A 19,123-nucleotide genomic window follows, 5' to 3' on the forward strand; every position below is an offset into this window, starting at 1 on the left:
CAAAGATCGAAACACAAGAGGGCTTTAAGATGGAAAGCAAAGCAAAACCAAAAGGTACCGCCAAACTGGAATTTGAAGGTAGGGCGATTGATTTGCCGGTTTACAGCGGTGCGACAGGCCCTGACGTGATCGATATCCGAAAACTCTATGCCGAGACCGGTGCCTTTACGTATGATCCTGGCTTTACCTCGACCGCATCGTGCGAGAGCCAGATCACCTTTATTGACGGCGATGAGGGCGTTCTCTTGCACCGGGGCTATCCGATTGACCAATTGGCTGAGCGGTCAAACTTCCTCGAAGTCGCCTATCTGCTTTTGGAAGGTCATTTGCCCAACCAGGCCGAGTTCGACAAATTCAAGAACGACATCACCTATCACACCATGCTGCATGCCCAATTCGACCGCTTCTTTGAAGGGTTCCGGCGCGATGCACACCCGATGGCGGTTATGGTGGGGACAGTGGGGGCTTTATCGGCCTTCTATCACGACAGCCTCAATATTGATGATCCGGTCCAGCGCAAGATCACCCAGCATCGTTTGATTGCCAAGATCCCAACGATTGCCGCCCGCGCCTACAAATATTGGCTGGGCCAACCGTTTGTGACCCCGCGCAATGAATTGAGCTATGCGGCCAATTTCCTGCGCATGTGCTTTGCGGTTCCGGCCGAAGATTATGTGGTCAATCCGGTCCTGGCCAAGGCGATGGAGAAAATCTTCATCCTGCATGCCGACCACGAACAAAATGCCTCGACCTCGACCGTCCGCTTGGCGGGTTCTTCGGGGGCCAATCCATTTGCCTGTATCGCCGCTGGTATCGCGTGTCTGTGGGGGCCTGCCCATGGCGGGGCCAATGAAGCCGCCCTCAACATGCTGAAGGAAATCGGCCATGTCGACAATATCCCTGACTTTGTCGCCCAAGTGAAAGACAAGAATTCAGGTGTGCGTCTGATGGGCTTTGGCCACCGTGTGTACAAAAACTATGACCCCCGCGCGAAAGTGATGCAGCAGGCCTGCCACGAAGTGCTGGCCGAAGTTGGCGTGAAGGACGATCCGCTTTTGAAGGTCGCCATGGAGCTTGAAAAAATCGCGCTGAATGATGAGTATTTCGTCAGCCGCAAGCTCTATCCCAATATCGACTTCTATTCGGGCATCACATTGAAGGCGATGGGCTTCCCCGTGGAAATGTTCACCGTGCTGTTTGCTCTGGCCCGCACCACGGGCTGGATAGCCCAATGGGATGAAATGAACAGCGACCCCGCCCAAAAGATTGGTCGCCCCCGCCAGCTCTATACCGGGGCCGAGCGGCGCGATTATGTGCCGATCATCAATCGCTAAATCCTAAAGCCTTTTAATTGGAAGCGCGCGGGCCAAAAGCTCGCGCGTTTTTGTTTGGGCGATCACCTCGTGGCACCTTTCCGGCGTAAGCGCAGCACCAGACCCTTTGCGCGAGGGACAAAGTTCGCCTAAAGAGATGACCATGCTTGATAAGCTCAAACCTTTTGGCGATGGTGCCGCACAAGTCCATTATGGCACGCCGGAAATCAGCATCCTGCGGCCTGGAAAATTTGTGCGCTGCGCGGTGACGGGAAAACCCATCGCGCTTGAGGATCTACGCTATTGGTCGGTCGAACTGCAGGAAGCCTATGTGGATGCAGCCGCCGCAACCGCGCGCTGGAAGCAAGTCAACGCGCGGGCCTGACCGTTTCAAGCGCCATCCCGCGGCGGGCGGTGATCAGAAGCGGCCTTGGGTTGGGCTTCTTGGGTCTGTCCAGTCTCGTCACCGGATGCGATCGTGGCCAAGCCACCAGCGCAACCGCCCATGTCACTCTGGATTTGGCTTCTTCCAGACGAGGTGCCGAACGGGCCGGTGCTGGCCTGCCGTTCCGCTTTTCAGGCATTCCCCAACAATCGGATAGATTGATCTGCACCACTGTGCCCGGTGCCTCGATCAGCGTGGATGGTGCATCTACCCAGGCCGATAGCGACGGCCGTTTTGTGCTGGGCTTTGATCGCGATGCACCGCCCACTGCGCTGATTGAGATTGTATCTGGGACGCATTCTGCCAGACTGTCGCTCGATATTGCCGCCCGCACCTCCCCCGCCAGTCAGATCGAAGGCCTGCCGGAGGAGACTGTCAACCCACCGCAGGGCATTCTCGCCCGCCTCGAGGCTGAAACCGCTTTGAAGCGAGCCGCCTTTGGCAGCCGCAATCCGATTGCGCGCGGATTTGAAGAAAGCTTCCGCTGGCCATTGGATATTGTGCGGATCACCAGTCCTTGGGGGGCCACGCGAAGACTGAATGCGGCGGGTGAGCGGCCCCATTATGGTGTTGATCTGGGGGCACCGATTGGCACGCCCATTTATGCGCCGGCCAGCGGCTTTGTGGTTCTGGCCCAACCTGACATGTTGGTGGAAGGCGGCATGGTGGCAATTGACCACGGCCAAGGCCTCATCACCACCTATCTCCATCAGGAACGTCTGGCAGTGACAGTGGGACAACGTGTCACACCCGGCATGGTGATTGGTTATGTCGGCGCGCGAGGACGCGCCACCGGGCCGCATTTATGCTGGCGCATGCGCTGGCGGGGCCGCAATTTGGACCCCACACGTGCTGTGGGATCGTCCTGACACCGCATCGCCCCGAGCGTGCTGTGTGTCGAACGGGCTGGACTTTTACAGTCGGTCTGCCTAGCCAGCCCCCATGGCTCGTGCGCGCACCACTTTGCCGCTCTTCATGCGACTGCCGCTCCTTCTGGGGCTATTGGCGGTGGCCGTGCGCGTGGCTGTCCCCTTGGGATATATGGTCGCGCCACAGGCGATGGCAGCCGGGCTGACACCGATCGTACTGTGTACCGAAGCGGGAAATGTCACCGCTTTTATGAATGCAGACGGTGAGATCCTGAGCCATGATGGCGAAGCCTTGGCGGACAAGGATAAGGGTGTTCCCTCCGACCATGACCGGCAAACCTGTGGCTTTGCCGGCCAAATTATGCCTCTGGCTGCCCAGTTTGGCCTGATGACGGCCGTGACCTTTCAGGTCAGCCAGCCCACAGACCTCATACCCGACGATTTTGCCAGCCCCGGGCGCGGTCTGGCCGCCCCTCCCCCGCCCAAAACTGGCCCACCGATCCAGATCTGAAACATGACCGCCCAGGCTGATGGCCACCATCAGCCTGCCCGTTTCACTTTCTGGATACATGACCCATGCAACAACACTTTCCGGCGTTGTGCCGACGCAGATTTGCGACCACCCTATGCCTTCTACTTTCTGCCACCTGCCTGACCATGCCAGGCCTTGCGGTCGCGCAAGACACCACTTCAGCCGCCGACACAGAAACTCCAACTGAAACCGTCATTGTTGTCGGGCAACGCGACGCACCGATCACGGTGGTACCGCGCGGACTATCTGTCTCGCTTGGCAAAAGCGACTTTGAAGCCGTCAATGCCATCAATGTCGAAGACCTGATGAAATATGCCCCCAATTTCTTTGTCCGCAAGCGCTTTGCGGGCGATGACAATGCTGTGGTGGCACTTCGGGGGGCCAATACCGTGCAAAGCGCGCGCACCATTGTGATGGTCGATGGCTTCCTTGTCTCCAATTTCCTTGGAAACTCCTTCTCTTTCCCACCGAAATGGAATGTGGTTGGCCCCGCCGATGTGCGCCAGTTCGACATTGTCTATGGTCCTTATTCGGCCCGCTATGGCGGCAATTCCATGGGGGGTGTGGTTTCGATCAGCACGGAAGAACCGAAGAAGACAGGTGCCTATCTCAACACCCAAGCCATGATCATGCCGTTCAAGGAATATGGCTTTGATGAGACCTTTACCGGGTACAGCATCGAGGGCGGCGGGACTTATGTTGGGCAAGAGGGGCGCTTGCGCGTCCGAGCGGGCTTCCGCCGGTTCGACAATACTGGCCAATCCATGACCTATAATCTCCTGACGCCGGCAACAGGCACGGCACCAGCCACCACGGTGACGGGGGCGTTTAGCGACCCCTCTCTGGCCACACCGGTGTTCGGGGCCGCTTCACCAGTAGATGTGGTGCAAAACCAGTGGCGCCTGCGCATCGGCTATGACCTTGCCGCAGACTGGACAATTGATGCCATGCTGTTTGGCTGGACGACTGAACAGACTTTGGCCGACACCCGCACCTTCTTGCGCGACACCAATGGTGCCCCAGTTGGACAAGGCCGCGTGCGCTTCAACAATCAGCTGTGGACGGCAACCGGCCTTACCTTTTCGGCTTTCGAGCGCACCGAATATCTGGCGGGTCTTAAATTGACCGGCAAGATTGGCGGCTGGGATATGCGGACCAATGTGTCACGCTATTGGATGCCGACGTGGAACACCAAGACTTCGCGTGACTATGTATCTGGCCAGTCAAGCGGACCGGGCACTTATCAAGTACAAGATAGTCCCGGCTGGAATGCGGTTGACCTGACATTCGATCAGCGATTTGGCAGACATGCCGTTGGATTTGGTCTGTCGGCCAATCTGTATGAAACCGCCCAACGCACCTTCAACACCACAAATTGGCAGGCCGCAAGCGGACAGACGTTTGCGTCTTCGACGGCTGGCAAGACCGAAAGCCTTGGCTTCTGGATCGAGGATGCGATCGATCTGACGGACACGGTTACCCTCACACTGGGTGGGCGTTATGATCGCTGGCGGGCTTTCGATGGCTCCATCAGCCGCCAGTCAGTGGCAGGCCTGCTGGCCGACACCTATCCCACCCGCTCTGACAATTCCTTCAGCCCTAAAGCCTCGCTGCAGGCTGCAATTACTGACGACTTGACACTTCAGCTCTCGGTCGGTGCTGCCACGCGCTTTCCAACTGTGGGGGAATTGTTTCAAGGCCGGATCGACGACATCACCCGGGAAATCGATCCGCAGAGCTTTGATCCTAATCTAAAGCCAGAACGCTCCACCGATATCAGTGTGATGGCCCGGACCCGTCTGGGGCCGGTCGATCTCACGGCCAGCCTGTTTTGTCAGGATATTGAGGATGCCATCTTCTCCTTCAGCGGTCTCAATCAATTCGGCACCGTCGTCTCAAGCTTCAAAAATGTCGATCTGGTAACCCAATCGGGCGTGGAACTCATTGGCGAGGCCAAGGACTTATGGGTGACGGGTCTTGACGTGAATGTCAGCGTGAGCCGCATGGATGCAAGGACAGTGCGCAATCTGTCCAATCGCGAGACGGAAGGCAAACGCTTCCCCCGCATCCCCGAATGGCGGACGAGCGGCAATATTCGCTACAAAATCAGCCCAAGCTGGCGGGCTTCGCTGGGTTGGCGACAGGCCACGACACCGACCTCGGATCTCTTTGGTCGCGAAGGCAGCGTCTATGGCTTTCAGACCGAATATGTCTTTGTCGATGCCCGTTTGACCCATGACCTGACCGACAAAGTCCAGCTCAGCTTGGGCGTTGATAACATCAATAACGACCAAGCCTATGTGTCCCACCCGCTGCCCCAGCGCACCTATGTGCTGGACGTGAAGCTGAAACTTTAGAGGTTGCCATGCGTGCTCGTGCTGCCCCAGCCCAATCCCAGAACCCAGGTGAGCGTTTTGCCCGACTGTATCGCATGCTCTGGCGTTGGCATTTTTATGCCGGTCTCTTCTGCATTCCCTTCATCATTTTGTTGTCTGTCACCGGCAGCCTCTATCTGTTTAAACCCCAGATCGAGGCCGCTTTGGATCGGCCCTATAGCCAATTGGAGGTGACCGGCCCGCCAGTGGCTGTCAGCCAGCAGGTCGCTCTGGCGGTCAAACATATCGAAGGCTCAAGCTTCAAATCCTATCGCCTTCCAGATGGGCCGCGCGATGCTGCCCAAGTCACGGTGACCAAAGGCGGGGAAGACACCATCGTCTATGTGCATCCGACGCGCCTTGACGTGCTGAAGACGGTCCCCCGCGAGGGCCGCCTGATGGCAGTGGTGCGCACCATTCATGGCGAACTTCTGATGGGAGATAATGGGTCCTTGATCGTGGAACTGGCTGCATCTTGGGCGATTGTTATGGTGGCGACCGGGCTCTTCTTGTGGTGGCCACGTGGGGCTGAGGGCTGGCGTGGGGTCCTGTTCCCCCGCTTCCAAGCCGGGCCGAAAGTGTTCTGGCGGGATCTGCACGCCGTCACAGGGGTTTGGGTATCCTTCTTTGCCCTTTTCCTTCTGGTGACGGGCCTGCCCTGGACCAATGTGTGGGGCAAAGGCTTTGACATGGTGCGCGACTGGACCGGGACGGCGGTCGCCAGCAAGGACTGGACCCAAAGCCGCAGTGCAGAGCGACGTGCCACAGCCACAGCCTTCGACCATTCGGGCCATGATGCGCCATATTATATAGCCAATGTGGATGATATTGTCGCCAGTGCCCGGGCGGCCCAGTTGGCCCCACCGGTCGTGGTCTCGCCACCCCATGCGAAAAACCCCCATTGGGTGGCCCGCTCCCTCGCCGGGGATCGGATCAGCCGAACCGACATCACCTATGATGCTGGCGATGGCCGGGAAATTCGTCGCGAAGCCTTTGCCGACAAACATGTGATTGACCAAGCCGTTGGGATCGGCATTGCAGCCCACGAAGGCCAATTATTTGGCCCCCTCAATCAGGCGCTGGGTGTGTTGACCGCTCTTGGGCTGATCATTCTGTCGGTATCAGCTTTTGTGATGTGGCGACGCCGCGCTCCGGACGGCGTGCTGGGTGCGCCCCCGCCCATACCCGACCAGAAGATCGGTGCCGGCATCGGTTTGCTGATCTTCATTTTCGCGTTGTTCCTGCCGGTCCTTGGCGCCTGTCTGATCCTCATTGCGCTGCTCGAACGGCTGGTCCTGCGCCACATTAAACCCGTCAGCACGTATTTGGGCCTTGCGAGTCCTAACGCGTCCCCCATACCTGATTTGGAGAAATACTGATGAAGTCTGTTTTGCGAGTCCTCCCCTTGTCCCTCGCCATGTTCAGCCTCACAGCGTGCGAGCCTGCCAAAGCGCCACCAGCCGCAATGCTTCCTGTTGCCCAGATAGATGGGATTGATATTAGCGAGCCGCGCTTACGCTTGCCGCCCGGGGGGCGGGATGTCACCGCGGCCTATCTGACTTTAACCAACAACCAAGATGTCCCGCGCAAACTTGTCGGGGCCGAGAGCCCCGACGCGGCCCGTATTGAGCTTCACGCCCATCTCACCGGAGCCGATGGCGTCAAACAAATGCGGCAAGTGAACGAGGTTGTGATCCCAGCCAAAGGCACAGCGGTACTGGCCCCCGGTGGGCTGCATCTGATGGTTTTTGGCATAAAGCCGGACGTAAAGCCGGGTGATCAGATCAAGATAACTTTGACCTTTGATAATGCGCGCCGTGTAAGCTTCCCGACGCCCGTGGTCGAAAACCCGTCTCAAAGCGTGGAGGGCGATAAGGCTCATGGCGGCCATCAACATTGATGGCCGAATGGCTGCAGGCTTGTCTCTCTAAAGGCCTGCAGCCGCCAAGCGGCGTTGCTGGCGGCCTTCGCGCAATCCGTGGGCGATTGTGAAAGCCAGTTCGATGGCCTGATCCGCATTCAGGCGTGGATCGCAATGGGTGCGGTAGCGGCTGGCGAGGGATTCCTCTGTCACCGGGGTCGCACCCCCGGTACATTCAGTCACATCATCGCCCGTCATTTCCAGATGCACACCACCAGGATAAGCCCCTTCAGCGCGGACAATGTCCATAAAGTCGTTGACTTCACTGGCCACACGTTCAAACGGCCGTGTCTTATAGCCCGATGCGGTTTTCAGCGTATTGCCGTGCATCGGATCCGATGACCAGACCACGCTGCGTCCAGCCTCAGTCACTTTGCGGACCAGACGTGGCAGGCCTTGGGCGATTTTGTCAGAGCCAAAGCGGGCAATCAGCACAATGCGACCGGCCTCATTTTTCGGATTGAGCTTGTCAAGCAATGCCAAAAGCTCATCAGGATCAAGACTTGGGCCACATTTGACACCGACTGGATTGGCAATGCCGCGGCAGAATTCAACATGGGCATGGTCAAGCTGGCGGGTGCGATCCCCAATCCAGACCATATGGGCCGAAGTGTCATAATAGGCCCCGGACCCAAACAATTGGTCTTGCCGGGTCATTGCTTCCTCATAGCCCAGCAGCAGCGCTTCATGGCTGGTGAAGAAATCAACCGTGTCCGTGGCTATTCCCGCGGGACCACTCAGGCCCAGGCCATCCATGAACTCAAGGCTTTCTTCGATCCGATGGCAGAGTTTGAGATATTCAGCCGATGCCTTGCCCTGCTTCTTGGCAAATTTAAGGTTCCAGCGATTGACGTTTTCAAGGTCGGCATAGCCACCAGTTGCCAATGCCCGCAACAGATTGAGGCTGGCCGTACTTTGATTATAGGCCTCGATCAGCCGTTCAGGGTCCGGGATGCGGCTTTCGGGGGTAAAAGCCGCGCCATTGATGTTGTCGCCACGATAGGACGGCAGACTGACACCATCGATCAGCTCAGTCGGCTCTGACCGGGGCTTGGCAAACTGGCCAGCAACCCGGCCGACCTTGACCACATGCTTGCCACCCGCAAAGGTCAACGCGACAGCCATCTGCAGGAAAACACGGAAATAGCGGGTGATGCGGTCGGCTTCGAATTCAGCGAAGCTTTCTGCACAATCCCCGCCTTGCAACAAAAAGGCTTCCCCCTTGGAGACGCGGGCCAGCTCTGCCTTCAGTTTCTCAATTTCAGAAGCCACCACCAGCGGCGGCTTTTTGGCCAAGCGCTGTTCAACCGCCAAAAGGGCTGACGGGTCAGGATAATCGGTGGGGATGTGGCGCGCGGGAAAGCCGCGCCATGAAGCAGGCGTCCAAGTCATCTCAATTTCCAAGCCTAAAGGGCTACAGGCTCATAGCCGCCACAGGCGCTTTTGTCGAACTTGGGTGCCAGTTTGGCTGCACAATCATGCTTGTCAGCTCAAAGTGACGCGGTCGGTCTGCGGCTGCCCGCTTACCCTACCAAGCTTTAACTTGACCAACCAAACCCGTCGGTTAGGGGACAGAAAAGACAAAAGGGGCGGTAGAATGCAGATGGATTTGACCAAACGACAACTTTCCTTTGGGCTTGCGGGTCTGGTCACGTCTGGTCTTGCATCCTCCGCCCTTGCTCAGGCAAGTCCGCCGGCAGCCTGGCAAAAGCTTGCCACAGAGCCTTATCGTGGCAAGCAGGATGATCTGGCCATTCTGTCAGATGGCCAGACGGCTTGGTATGGCAATGGCGCTGGAAAGCTGTACCAAAGCCTCGACGGGGGAGAGGTCTGGACAAAAATCTGGGATCAGCCTAGCACCTTCATCCGCGCCTTGGGTTTTGTGGATGCCAATACAGGCTTTCTGGGCAATGTTGGCACGGATTATTATCCAGGTGTCACCGATCCTCACCCCCTCTATCGCACAGGTGATGGCGGCAAGACTTGGCAGAAAGTTGAGGCCGAGATGATCTCGGTTGTCAAAGGCATTTGCGGCATAGATATCCTGCCAGCACGGCGCATCTATCAGGGGGAAGCCAAGACCACTCACATCATCCATGCCGCTGGCCGGGTTGGTGGACCAGCCTTCGTTATGCGCTCTGAAGATGGCGGCGAGACGTGGAGGGTTCTCGACCTGTCCGCACATGCCGGCATGATCCTCGACGTCAAATTCCTTACCCCCTCCATCGGCTTTGTCTGTGCAAGTACCTCAAGCGACCTCGAACAGGCTCAGGCCTTGATCCTGCGCACCGAAGATGGCGGACAGACATGGCAGGCAGTCTATCGGGGCGCTCGCACTCTGGAAAACTGTTGGAAAATGTCCTTTCCAACCCCCAAGGTTGGCTATGCCACGGTGCAATCCTATGACGAGAAGAACAGCCTTCAACGTTTTGTCAAAACGACCGATGGCGGCAGGAATTGGGTCGAGATGCCGCTGGTGGAGGATGCGGGAGCGCGCGAGTTTGGCATCGGTTTCATCGACGCCCAACGCGGCTTCATCGGCACCCGCCAGACCGGCTTTGAAACCCGCGACGGCGGGGCAAGCTGGGTGGCAAGCCCCAGCATGGGCCCGGCGGTCAATAAAGTGCGGGGGGTAAAAACCGGCCAATCAACCCGCGCCTTCGCCATTGGCCTGCATGTCAGCCGATTGGCGTTATAGCGTCTGGCTCTTCCAAGGCATCAGGTCAGACAAAGCGACAAGACGGGATCTAACTGGCAACCTGCCGGATAGTTCGCAGGTCCTTACCAAGCACTTCTTCACCGCAGTCGGCACAGGCCACATAAGGCTGGAGCACATGCCCGCATGACGTGTGAAAGGTGCGGACCTGGGTTTCCGGCTGCCCGCTCACCGCCGTTCGCCCCCAGTCCGCCAGCATGAGCATGACACCTTGCAATGCCCTGCCCTTGCCGGTCAGCACATAGTCAAATCGGACCGGCCTGTCCTGATAGGGGCGCTGTTCCAAGACGCCTGCAGCCACTAGATGGGCCAGTCGGTCACGCAAAATGGTGCGCGAGATGCCAAGGCTCATTTGAAAGCCCTCAAACCGTTTTACCCCCAGCAGGCAATCGCGCACGATCAACAAGGTCCAACGGTCACCGACGAGACTGAGCGCACGCGAAATCGGGCAATCAACCTGATCCAGTTCCTGCCAGCGCATCTGCTTTTTCCTTACGACTTGCCGTTACGGCCACGATTGACGGGCTGTGCTGTCAGCCTTTAAGTGAGTTTAGTTTATGGACTGACAAAATGATTGGCAAGCAACATGTCTGAGAGAGGCCGGGTTTGTTTGATTGTGGGCGCGGGCGATGGCCTTGGCGGTGCTTTGGCGCGCGCCTTTGCGCGTGAAGGCCTGATCGTCTGCATGACCCGACGGCCGCGCAATCTCGACACCCTGGAGGCATTGGCCCAATCCATCCGTGATCAAGGCGGAACCGCACATGCTTTCGGCATTGATGCGCGCGAAGAGGCCGAGATGATTGCTTTGGTCGATCGCATTGAAGCCGAGATCGGCGACCTTGACGTGGTCTGTTTCAATATTGGGGCCAATGTGCGCTTCAACATTACCGAAACGACGAGCCGGGTCTATCAAAAGGTCTGGGAAATGGCGGCATTTGCGGGCTTTGTTGCCGGGCGTGAGGCCGCACGCGTCATGAGTCCCCGCGGGCGCGGGACAATCATCTTTACCGGGGCAACCGCCAGCTTGCGCGGACGGGAAGGATTTTCCGCTTTTGCCGGGGCCAAGCATGCCTTGCGCGCGCTGGCACAAAGTATGGCACGCGAACTGGGCCCCAAAGGCGTTCATGTTGCCCATGTACTGCTTGACGGCATGGTGCAAGGCCAATTCATCGAGAGCATTGTGCCCGATTATGCAGACCGCTTGGCGCGCGGTGATATCATTGCCGTTGATGAAGCCGCCCGCAATTGGGTGTGGTTGTGGCAACAAAAGCCGTGCGCTTGGACCCATGAACTGGACTTGCGTCCCAGCCGCGAAACCTGGTGAGGAAAACCATGAAAAATCTTGAATTCATTTTCGATTTTGCCAGTCCGAATGCCTATCTGGCCTATCATGCTTTGGGCCCAATGCTGGCCCGCACCGGGGCCAAATTGGTGATCACGCCTTGCCTGCTCGGCGGCATTTTCAAGGCGACGGGCAACCAAGCCCCGATGATCGCCTTTGGCGGGATTAAGGGGAAAATGGATTATGAGATGCTGGAAATGCGCCGCTTTATTGCGCGCCATCAGCTGAGCGCGTTCAAAATGAACCCCCATTTTCCAGTCAATTCCATCCATGCCATCCGCGGATTGATCGCGGCTCAAGCCGCGGGCGTTGAAACCGCTTATATCGAAGCGGTGCTGAAAGGGTTTTGGGAGGATGGCCTGAAAATGGATGATGTCGAGGTCATCACAGCGGTCTTGGATGGTGCCGGGCTGTCAGGATCAGAGTTGATTGAGGCAGCCAATCTGCCCGAGACCAAGGCCAAGCTGGTGGCCAATACTGAGGCAGCCGTGGCGCGCGGGGTATTTGGTATCCCCAGTTTCTTTGTTGGATCAGAGCTCTATTTCGGTAAGGACCGATTGCACCAAGTCGAAGAGGCCCTCCACGCATGAGCCAAGAACCCACCCGCTTTGATGATCTCATGCGAAAGGTAACGCCTGAGGGTGACAGCTTTCGTGTCGATGTCGGTCCAGACTGGATGCAGGGCCGCACCTTGTATGGGGGCATCACGGCGGCTCTATGTCTGCGGGCCGTTCGGCTTGCTTTTCCTGATTTGCCGGCCCTGCGCTCGGTTCTGGTTGCCTTTGCTGGCCCCAGTGCCGGGGATGTCAGCATTCGGCCGCGCCTGTTGCGCCGCGGCAAGTCTGCCGCCTTTGTCACGGCGGATCTGTCGAGTGAAGCAGGCTTTGGTGTCCAAGCCAGCTTCTGCTTTGGAGCGGTGAGGCCGTCGGCCTATTCTCTGCAACAACTGGCCATGCCTGACCTTCCCAGCCCCGAAAGCGTGCTTCTGCCGCGCGACCGGATACGCCCATCTTTCACAGATCATTTCGATATGGGTGTGGCTGGGGGTGTGCCACCAATGTCTGGTGCCGCAGAGTCAGACATTTATTGGTGGCTGCGCCCTCGTGACAGTCATCCGGATTTTGTTGAGTTGGCACTGCTGGCCTTGGCCGACGCGCCCCCGCCTGCCGCGCTGGGGTTGTTTAAGGCCTTTGCCCCGATCAGCACCATGACATGGATGGTCGATTTCCTCAGCGACGATTTGACCAGCCCAGGCGACTGGCACGCTGCCTATCTGAAAAATGAGCACACAGGCGATGGCTATTCAGCCCAAAATGCCTATCTGTGGGCTTCTGACGGCCGCCCCCTCTTGGCCAGCCGCCAGACAATTGCCCTGTTTGGCTGATCGCGCCGAAACTTAGATCACGTCCTCACGGGCGTCGCGGGATCACCACAATATCTTCGTGGCGCACAGCCATACCATCCTCGGCGCGTTGCTTCGGTGGAGTGAAGTCGGGTTCAACCAGACCTGTGCGGCGACAGGGTCCTGTATAGGAGTCAGTTGTCACAAATGGACGGGGCTTTTCCAGCATGGAGACCAATCGCGTCATCAAGGATGCGGTGGAAAAGGGCTTGGCAATGAATTCAGTCACACCTGCCTCTCGGGCCTCGAACACGTAGGGCAAGTCGCTGCGTAGCGACAACAGCATAATGCCCGACGTTCGGTTTGCTCCCAATCGGCCCGCCCGAATGAAGCGGGTTATCGCTAAGGCATCCAGATTGGGAATACCTGAATCAAGCAGGATCGCCGAAAATGGCACCGAGCGAACCGATTCCATAAAGCTTTTGGTATCGTAAGCTTCGGTGATCTGATGAAATTTGTGATACAAGAGGATGGAGCGGATCGCGCTGCGCATCTGGGGATTGGATTCTGCCAACAGGATCGTGGCCATTCTGGTTTGCGGGGACGGGCGCATCGGCACCATTCCTCAATTCCGGGGTGGAAGGGACACGCACGACCGATTACTGATCAGTAACACCCAAGCGTTACAGATTAGCTAACGCCGCGGAATTGCGCTTCGTCGGTCTTGCACCTGTCCTATGCCACCGACGGCACCCACTTTTCCTTCATGGTCACCAATTCTTCGGCCACCGTGGGGTGGACCGCGCAGGTGGCGTCAAATTGGGCCTTGGTTAGCCCATGTTTCACCGCAATGCCGACGGCTTGGATGATTTCTGCCGCATCAGGCCCAACGATATGGCAGCCGATCACCACATCATCAGACGGGCGCACAACCAGCTTCATCATCATGCGGGTTTCTTCATTGGGCATAACATAGCGCATGGGTCGGAAGGTGGTTTTGTAGATATCAACCGGGCCATATTTTGCCCGCGCGTCGGCTTCAGACAGGCCAACCGTGCCTGTCGGGGGCTGGGAAAACACCGCTGTGGCGATCGTGTCATGATCAAACGCCATGGGGGTGCCTCCAAAGACGGTGGCGGCAAAACACGCCCCTTCCCGGATTGCAACCGGGGTCAAATTCATCCGATTGGTCACATCACCAACCGCATAGATGGAGGGCACGCTGGTCTTGGAAAATGCATCGACCACAATTGCGCCATTGGGCTGGCGGGCCACTCCAGCGGCCTCACAGCCCAAGCCTTCACTATAGGGCTCACGTCCCACAGCCAGCATAAGCGCCTCACTGGTCACGCTTTGGCCGTTAGCCAAGTGGATATGCAGCCCCGCTTCTGTCTTTTCGATGCTTTTCAAGATGGTGTGCGTCACAACCCGAATGCCCTTGCGCTTGAGTTCGCCATGAACATGCACGCGCACATCATCATCAAAGCCGCGCAGAATGGTATCGCCGCGATAGAGCAAGGTGACATCAACCCCGAGCCCTTTGAGCAGGAAGGCAAATTCCACCGCAATATAACCACCCCCGGCAATCAGGATTGATTTCGGCAAATGATCGAGGAGGAAAATCTCATTGGATGTGATGGCATGTTCAATACCTGGCACATCTGTGGGCACGACAGGCCGCCCACCGGTGGCAATCAGGATCGTGCCTGCGCTGATCACCTCTCCGCTCGACAGGCGTACCGCGTGGGGGCCAATGATTTCCGCCCGTGCCTCATGAATGGTGACACCCGAATTACGCAAGTTGCGGGCATAAATCCCGCTCAACCGATCCACTTCCGCGGCAACATTGTCCCGCAAAGTCGGCCAGTCAAACCGCGCGCCCTCAAAAGTCCAGCCATAGCCGGGGGCGATATCGGCCATCTCATGGCCAAATTCTGAGGCATAGATCAACAGCTTTTTGGGCACGCAACCCCGGATCACGCAGGTCCCGCCAATGCGATATTCTTCTGCCACCGCCACGCGCGCGCCATATGCCGCACTCATCCGCGCGGCCCGCACCCCACCCGAGCCCGCACCAATGACAAACAGATCAACATCATAGGCAGGTTTCTGGGTCATGGCAGGTCAACTTTCTCTCAAGATCGTGACCGTCCATGTAGGGGCCGAGGCGGGTGAATGCTAGGTGTGGGGGTGGATAGGGTTGGGTCAAAGTCTCCAGTATCTCGCAAAATTCGGATGGCGTTCATGAAAAGCCCTAAGCTCTCGCCCGTTCAATGGCTTCAAGCTGCGGTCAGGCTGGAGCATGTAGATACAGCCTTCAATCGGGGTTGACGCCTCACCCACAATAATCGCTTGCTCGATTGCGACGTAACAGGTTTCATCAAGAATTTGACGTTCAATGGCTTTAATCTGCTCCAAAACACGCACGTCAGTAGGATCAAGATCCCTCGCAGATTTTAGAAAACCCAAGCGCTCGCGGGGGTCCAAAGCCCGTTCGGCCATGGCCCGCATCGCGGCAGCTAAAGGCTTATTCATTTCAGACATCGTCCTGCACCTTCTGGGCCCCACCTCTTGTCCCTTAAACTCTCGAAATAACTAAATACATTTACTACTGAGAGTAAAATTCTGTTAGAATCCCGGCTTGATCCACGATTCCTTCAGCCTGAAGCTGGACAAGAGCGGCCTCCTTTGAGCTCGCACGTTTTGCGTCGACGGCCGCAGCCAATTCCCGAAATCGGATCACAGCCTGGGGGGAGTTCAGGTCTAACAAGGGTTTGAATATAATATCATTTTTCCGCGCCGACATTTCATTTCCTTACAAGCAAGTTTCGCCACACGCCCTCAAGCCCGATACCGACCTTCACCCGTGCGGCGGATGCGGCCATAGGTGGCAAGCGTCAGGAGAATTTGACTGACGCGAGGCTCAATCCGTTTGCCGCCGCCTTTAAAGACGCGTGCCAATTGTGATGGGGTAACGTCCTCGCCCAAGTCGCGGACCGCGCTTTCCACTTCAAAGGGTTGGGAGTCGCGATCTTTTGGCCAGATCGGCAAGTTCGTGCTTGTCGGAGCGCTGGGGAGGCCAAGGTCCAATTCCCCCGTGGTGCGTGTATCGCCGGGCCTGCCAAAGCGGGAAATTTGAAACGCGGGCCGCAGCCAACGCACCTGCCCCTTCGCCTCTTCTGCGCGGCGCATTTGGTTGAGTTCCACGAGGCGAGCCAAAATCTCTTGCTCACCCAAATCCGCTGGCCAGCCATAGGCTTCGGCGACGGCGACGTCCAAACGCTGATGCAAATGCTGTAAAATATAGACGCGGCCACGACGGGCTTGGACTTCTTCGTCAGGGGAAAGCTCGGGAATTTTCTCCAGAAGATTATAGAGGCCCGTCAGCGTCAAATCGGGGTTTTCAGCCAGCACCAGCTTGCGCGTCGCGTCCAATTCCTCGGCTATGGCCCCAATCATGGCCCTTTGGGCGTCTGTGGCATCGGGGAATGGGAAAGGATCAAAGCAGCGGGATTTGACGTAGACTGCTTCACGATCATAAACGCCCAGCATGCCTGAGTTAGCAAAGTACCATAGATAATGGGCTCGGCTGGATAGGATACCCAGCACATCGGCAGCGTCAGAGCCAAAGGCAATCAATTTGTTATCCGGCAGGATACTCGCGTCGAGGAATTGAAATACGCGGTGCTTGGCCGTCTCCACGGTAACGATATAGCGGGCAAGCCCCTCGAGCGCTGGACGGATTTCGTCCCGGGTCCGTCCAAAGAGCCACCAACGATTTCGAATATCTTTGTCCCGATTGTCATCACGTTCTGGCTTGACGTTCTTTAGGACATGTTGAAACGCATCTGGGAACTGGGCCCGAGCTGCGTCTTCGGTCAATCCAAAGAAATCGATCACAAATAGATCTCGAGATTTTCCGGCGATGTCTCGGCCATTTCGATATGGTCGAATGATCTTCTCTATACCTTTGACTTGCCCCATGCCGAGGAGTTCAGCTTCAGATTTTTTCAAGATGAATCCGCCACCAAAAAGCATCACTCCCCGGCTCGCGAGGCCCTCATTGGCCCGCAAGGCCAGCGCCTTGCTCAAATCCACCCCAATCGTCAGGTCAGGATTCACTCGCCCGAATTGCTCCACCACCTGAATCTGGGGCGTGTCGGTCTCAAGCCCTGTTTCGTGCACCACTTTCAGCACTTTGCCTTCATGCAGTCCCGCTTGGGCCACTGTCATGGCGATACGCACGCTGGCCGCGTCCTTGGTGGCTTTGGTCCAAGGGTGATCGGCAATGGCGAACAGGATGGAGAGGGGCGATTTTCCGCTTAAGTGGCGCTCGACCACGCGGCGCTGAAACACCTGGGTGATCGAATTGGTGGTCACAAAGCCAAAGCGGCGCAAGCGGCTGTTCTTGGCGGTCAGAATGTGTGCGGCGCGATCCCACCAATACATCACCAAATCGGCACTATCATTCATGGCCGGATGGGCCTTCCAAAGGGCTTCGGTATAGGGTCCCCCCAGATTGGCCCGAATATCCTTGCCGCCAATAAAGGGAGGATTGCCAATGATAAATTCCGCCTCTGGCCAAGCGGGTTGGCGCGGATTGGGAAACACCTCCTGCCCGTCTTTGACCTGCGGAACAGGATAACCATCCCAACTCAAGACTGCGTCCATTTTGGTGATATTGCCAAAGGCTTGCAGGATCGGCTCTGCCGGATGGCCCTCGCGGTTGCGATAATGCTGCTGAAGGTGGCCCAGCCATAACACAAGCTCGGCAATGCTGGCTGCACGCGGATTGACTTCTAGGCCCAAGAATTGGTCGGGCGTCACACCCTCCCCCTTCAAAAAGGCCAAGCCCTCTTGGCCGCCTAAAGCCTCCATCGCATTGAGGACTTCGCCTTCCAGCCGCTTCATCAAGTCCAAGGCGACATAGAGGAAATTGCCCGTGCCACAGGCAGGATCGAGCACGTGAAGACTGCAGAGTTCGTGGTGAAAAGCCTTCACAAGGCTGATCGCCCGCTCCCCATCGCCTTCAGATTTGGCATGTTCGGCCTTGCGCAACACATGGTCCCAATCCTCTTTCAGCGTACTCAGAATGGTGGCCTCTACCAAACGCTCCACATAGGGGCGCGGGGTGAAATGGGCCCCCAGTCGTGCCCGCTCTTTGGGGTCGAGGGCTTGTTCCAACAAAGTGCCGAAAATGGCAGGCTCTACTTCGCGCCAATTCTTGCGGGCTGCGGCCAGCAACTCCCCAATCTCGGCCCGCTCCAACTCAAAGACGGTGGTCGACGCAAACAGCCCCCCGTTGAAGTGGCGGACCTTGGCATCAATGGCCAGGCTATCGCCGCCCTTATCCATCGCCTCCCACAGGTCCTTGAGGTTTCGGGCAAAGCGGTCTGGCCGCTCAAGACTACGGGTCAAGAGGTCGGTGAAGCTTTTCGGCGGCAAGAGGCCTACATCTTCGGCAAACATGGTGAAGATGCAGCGCATCAGGAACAAAGCGACGTCTTCAGGGGCAAAGGATTTAGCTTCTAACGATTTTGACACTTCGGCGAGGCGAACTGCGATTTCGCGCGTGGCAACGGCGGCGCGCGTGGCTGGGTTGAGGCTGTGCGGGTCGGTCCAAATCGCTGCGAGGCGCTTACGAACCACCTCGTCGCGCAAGTCATCAAGTAAAATGCGATTGTTCAAGCGGTCAGGAAAGGACGAATAGCCCCTGCCCGTTCCGGTCCAATCGGCATAAAGTTCGATGCATCGACCAACATCCACCACAATCAAAAAGGGGGGTGCCTTATGGTCAGGCGGTAACATGGCCACATAATCGCAGGCTTGAGTGAAAGCATTGCGCATCAACGCATCCCACGCTGGCTTGCGAGACAAACTGGCCACTGCATCCATAGATGGCGTGCTTAACTGCTCGTAATGGGGAACGTATTTGGCATTATCGGCTCGCCAACGGCTCTGTTTAGCTTCAAGGATGAAGTGGTCGCGCTTATAAAGGTCAATACGCTTTGGCTGCGCCGTCGGCTGGCCCACCGGCCTGACTGCGCGCTCAAAAACATAATCATTCAGCTCAGTCGTTGCCGCAGAAGGGTCTGGCCTCGCCACCCCAAGCACTTCCGTCAACTCACTTAAAAACGCCTGATAATTCGCGCGTTCAGCACCACCTTCCCGGCCCGACCAGCGGTCCAGAAAATAGTCCAAATCCATAGATTGTTTTTGGCGTTAAAGCGATCAGGCGTCAAGATGATGGGGCATGTGTACTTGAACC

General features: G+C 57.3%; 17 protein-coding genes. 11 read left to right on the forward strand and 6 right to left on the reverse strand.

The genetic code is table 11. The features are described from left to right. Window positions 1-29 precede the first annotated feature (29 nt). From gltA to PbB2_RS10320, 7 genes are all read left to right on the forward strand, one after another. A complete protein-coding gene (gene gltA / locus PbB2_RS10290) occupies window positions 30-1,334 on the forward strand; it encodes a citrate synthase (protein ID WP_108985238.1) in 1,305 nt (434 codons plus the stop codon). 142 nt (window positions 1,335-1,476) lie between these two features. Next, window positions 1,477-1,698 (forward strand): DUF2093 domain-containing protein, encoded by a 222-nt coding sequence (locus tag PbB2_RS10295; protein WP_108985413.1) that lies wholly within the window; start codon window positions 1,477-1,479, stop codon window positions 1,696-1,698. A gap of 59 nt (window positions 1,699-1,757) precedes the next feature. Further along, on the forward strand, window positions 1,758-2,627 hold the full coding sequence (locus PbB2_RS10300; protein ID WP_238164966.1) for a M23 family metallopeptidase: 870 nt from the start codon (window positions 1,758-1,760) through the stop codon (window positions 2,625-2,627). A gap of 73 nt (window positions 2,628-2,700) precedes the next feature. Continuing rightward, a complete protein-coding gene (locus PbB2_RS10305; protein WP_108985239.1) occupies window positions 2,701-3,138 on the forward strand; it encodes a DUF2946 family protein in 438 nt (145 codons plus the stop codon). Window positions 3,139-3,284: 146 nt separating this feature from the next. Next, on the forward strand, window positions 3,285-5,516 hold the full coding sequence (locus tag PbB2_RS10310; protein ID WP_238164967.1) for a TonB-dependent receptor: 2,232 nt from the start codon (window positions 3,285-3,287) through the stop codon (window positions 5,514-5,516). An 8-nt stretch (window positions 5,517-5,524) separates the two neighbouring features. Further along, a complete protein-coding gene (locus PbB2_RS10315) occupies window positions 5,525-6,913 on the forward strand; it encodes a PepSY-associated TM helix domain-containing protein (protein ID WP_108985241.1) in 1,389 nt (462 codons plus the stop codon). Then, window positions 6,913-7,434, forward strand: a complete 522-nt coding sequence (locus PbB2_RS10320) for a copper chaperone PCu(A)C (protein ID WP_108985242.1) — start codon at window positions 6,913-6,915, stop codon at window positions 7,432-7,434. The genes PbB2_RS10315 and PbB2_RS10320 overlap by 1 nt, the downstream gene beginning before the upstream one ends. A gap of 27 nt (window positions 7,435-7,461) precedes the next feature. On the opposite strand, the gene PbB2_RS10325 is transcribed toward PbB2_RS10320, so the two are convergent. After that, window positions 7,462-8,853, reverse strand: coding sequence for a class II 3-deoxy-7-phosphoheptulonate synthase (locus PbB2_RS10325; protein ID WP_305790467.1), 1,392 nt, complete (start codon window positions 8,851-8,853; stop codon window positions 7,462-7,464). 199 nt (window positions 8,854-9,052) lie between these two features. Between PbB2_RS10325 and PbB2_RS10330 the strand changes: the two genes are divergently transcribed. Further along, complete coding sequence (locus PbB2_RS10330) at window positions 9,053-10,153, forward strand: WD40/YVTN/BNR-like repeat-containing protein (protein ID WP_133245779.1); 1,101 nt, start codon at window positions 9,053-9,055, stop codon at window positions 10,151-10,153. 49 nt (window positions 10,154-10,202) lie between these two features. On the opposite strand, the gene PbB2_RS10335 is transcribed toward PbB2_RS10330, so the two are convergent. Continuing rightward, window positions 10,203-10,652 carry a winged helix-turn-helix transcriptional regulator gene (locus PbB2_RS10335; RefSeq protein ID WP_108985245.1) on the reverse strand — a complete coding sequence of 150 codons (450 nt, stop codon included), beginning with the start codon at window positions 10,650-10,652 and terminating at the stop codon, window positions 10,203-10,205. A 105-nt stretch (window positions 10,653-10,757) separates the two neighbouring features. Between PbB2_RS10335 and PbB2_RS10340 the strand changes: the two genes are divergently transcribed. The 3 genes from PbB2_RS10340 to PbB2_RS10350 are packed head-to-tail and all read left to right on the forward strand — an operon-like array spanning window position 10,758 to window position 12,897. Next, window positions 10,758-11,495, forward strand: a complete 738-nt coding sequence (locus PbB2_RS10340) for an SDR family NAD(P)-dependent oxidoreductase (RefSeq protein WP_108985246.1) — start codon at window positions 10,758-10,760, stop codon at window positions 11,493-11,495. 8 nt (window positions 11,496-11,503) lie between these two features. Then, a complete protein-coding gene (locus PbB2_RS10345) occupies window positions 11,504-12,103 on the forward strand; it encodes a 2-hydroxychromene-2-carboxylate isomerase (protein ID WP_108985247.1) in 600 nt (199 codons plus the stop codon). Further along, window positions 12,100-12,897, forward strand: a complete 798-nt coding sequence (locus tag PbB2_RS10350) for a thioesterase family protein (RefSeq protein WP_108985248.1) — start codon at window positions 12,100-12,102, stop codon at window positions 12,895-12,897. Before PbB2_RS10345 ends, PbB2_RS10350 begins: the two co-directional genes overlap by 4 nt. Window positions 12,898-12,922: 25 nt before the next feature. On the opposite strand, the gene PbB2_RS10355 is transcribed toward PbB2_RS10350, so the two are convergent. The 4 genes from PbB2_RS10355 to PbB2_RS10375 form a co-directional block, all read right to left on the reverse strand. Further along, window positions 12,923-13,468 carry a response regulator transcription factor gene (locus PbB2_RS10355; protein WP_192576288.1) on the reverse strand — a complete coding sequence of 182 codons (546 nt, stop codon included), beginning with the start codon at window positions 13,466-13,468 and terminating at the stop codon, window positions 12,923-12,925. A 122-nt stretch (window positions 13,469-13,590) separates the two neighbouring features. Beyond that, on the reverse strand, window positions 13,591-14,973 hold the full coding sequence (gene gor / locus PbB2_RS10360) for a glutathione-disulfide reductase (RefSeq protein ID WP_108985250.1): 1,383 nt from the start codon (window positions 14,971-14,973) through the stop codon (window positions 13,591-13,593). 87 nt (window positions 14,974-15,060) lie between these two features. Then, entirely contained in the window at window positions 15,061-15,399 is a 339-nt protein-coding gene (locus PbB2_RS10365) for a hypothetical protein (RefSeq protein ID WP_133245780.1), read from the reverse strand. Between the two features lie 297 nt (window positions 15,400-15,696). Beyond that, entirely contained in the window at window positions 15,697-19,062 is a 3,366-nt protein-coding gene (locus PbB2_RS10375) for a class I SAM-dependent DNA methyltransferase (RefSeq protein WP_108985253.1), read from the reverse strand. Window positions 19,063-19,123: the final 61 nt, after the last annotated feature.

Source organism: Candidatus Phycosocius bacilliformis (genome assembly GCF_003112735.1).
Classification (GTDB): domain Bacteria; phylum Pseudomonadota; class Alphaproteobacteria; order Caulobacterales; family Aquidulcibacteraceae; genus Aquidulcibacter; species Aquidulcibacter bacilliformis.

Coding starts and splice junctions, on each gene's coding strand:
- gltA (WP_108985238.1), top strand. CDS start 30: ATGGAAAGCAAAGCAAAACCAAAAGGTACCGCCAAACTGGAATTTGAA.
- PbB2_RS10295 (WP_108985413.1), top strand. CDS start 1,477: ATGCTTGATAAGCTCAAACCTTTTGGCGATGGTGCCGCACAAGTCCAT.
- PbB2_RS10305 (WP_108985239.1), top strand. CDS start 2,701: ATGGCTCGTGCGCGCACCACTTTGCCGCTCTTCATGCGACTGCCGCTC.
- PbB2_RS10310 (WP_238164967.1), top strand. CDS start 3,285: ATGCCAGGCCTTGCGGTCGCGCAAGACACCACTTCAGCCGCCGACACA.
- PbB2_RS10315 (WP_108985241.1), top strand. CDS start 5,525: ATGCGTGCTCGTGCTGCCCCAGCCCAATCCCAGAACCCAGGTGAGCGT.
- PbB2_RS10320 (WP_108985242.1), top strand. CDS start 6,913: ATGAAGTCTGTTTTGCGAGTCCTCCCCTTGTCCCTCGCCATGTTCAGC.
- PbB2_RS10330 (WP_133245779.1), top strand. CDS start 9,053: ATGCAGATGGATTTGACCAAACGACAACTTTCCTTTGGGCTTGCGGGT.
- PbB2_RS10335 (WP_108985245.1), bottom strand. CDS start 10,652: ATGCGCTGGCAGGAACTGGATCAGGTTGATTGCCCGATTTCGCGTGCG.
- PbB2_RS10340 (WP_108985246.1), top strand. CDS start 10,758: ATGTCTGAGAGAGGCCGGGTTTGTTTGATTGTGGGCGCGGGCGATGGC.
- PbB2_RS10345 (WP_108985247.1), top strand. CDS start 11,504: ATGAAAAATCTTGAATTCATTTTCGATTTTGCCAGTCCGAATGCCTAT.
- PbB2_RS10350 (WP_108985248.1), top strand. CDS start 12,100: ATGAGCCAAGAACCCACCCGCTTTGATGATCTCATGCGAAAGGTAACG.
- PbB2_RS10355 (WP_192576288.1), bottom strand. CDS start 13,468: ATGCGCCCGTCCCCGCAAACCAGAATGGCCACGATCCTGTTGGCAGAA.
- gor (WP_108985250.1), bottom strand. CDS start 14,973: ATGACCCAGAAACCTGCCTATGATGTTGATCTGTTTGTCATTGGTGCG.
- PbB2_RS10365 (WP_133245780.1), bottom strand. CDS start 15,399: ATGTCTGAAATGAATAAGCCTTTAGCTGCCGCGATGCGGGCCATGGCC.
- PbB2_RS10375 (WP_108985253.1), bottom strand. CDS start 19,062: ATGGATTTGGACTATTTTCTGGACCGCTGGTCGGGCCGGGAAGGTGGT.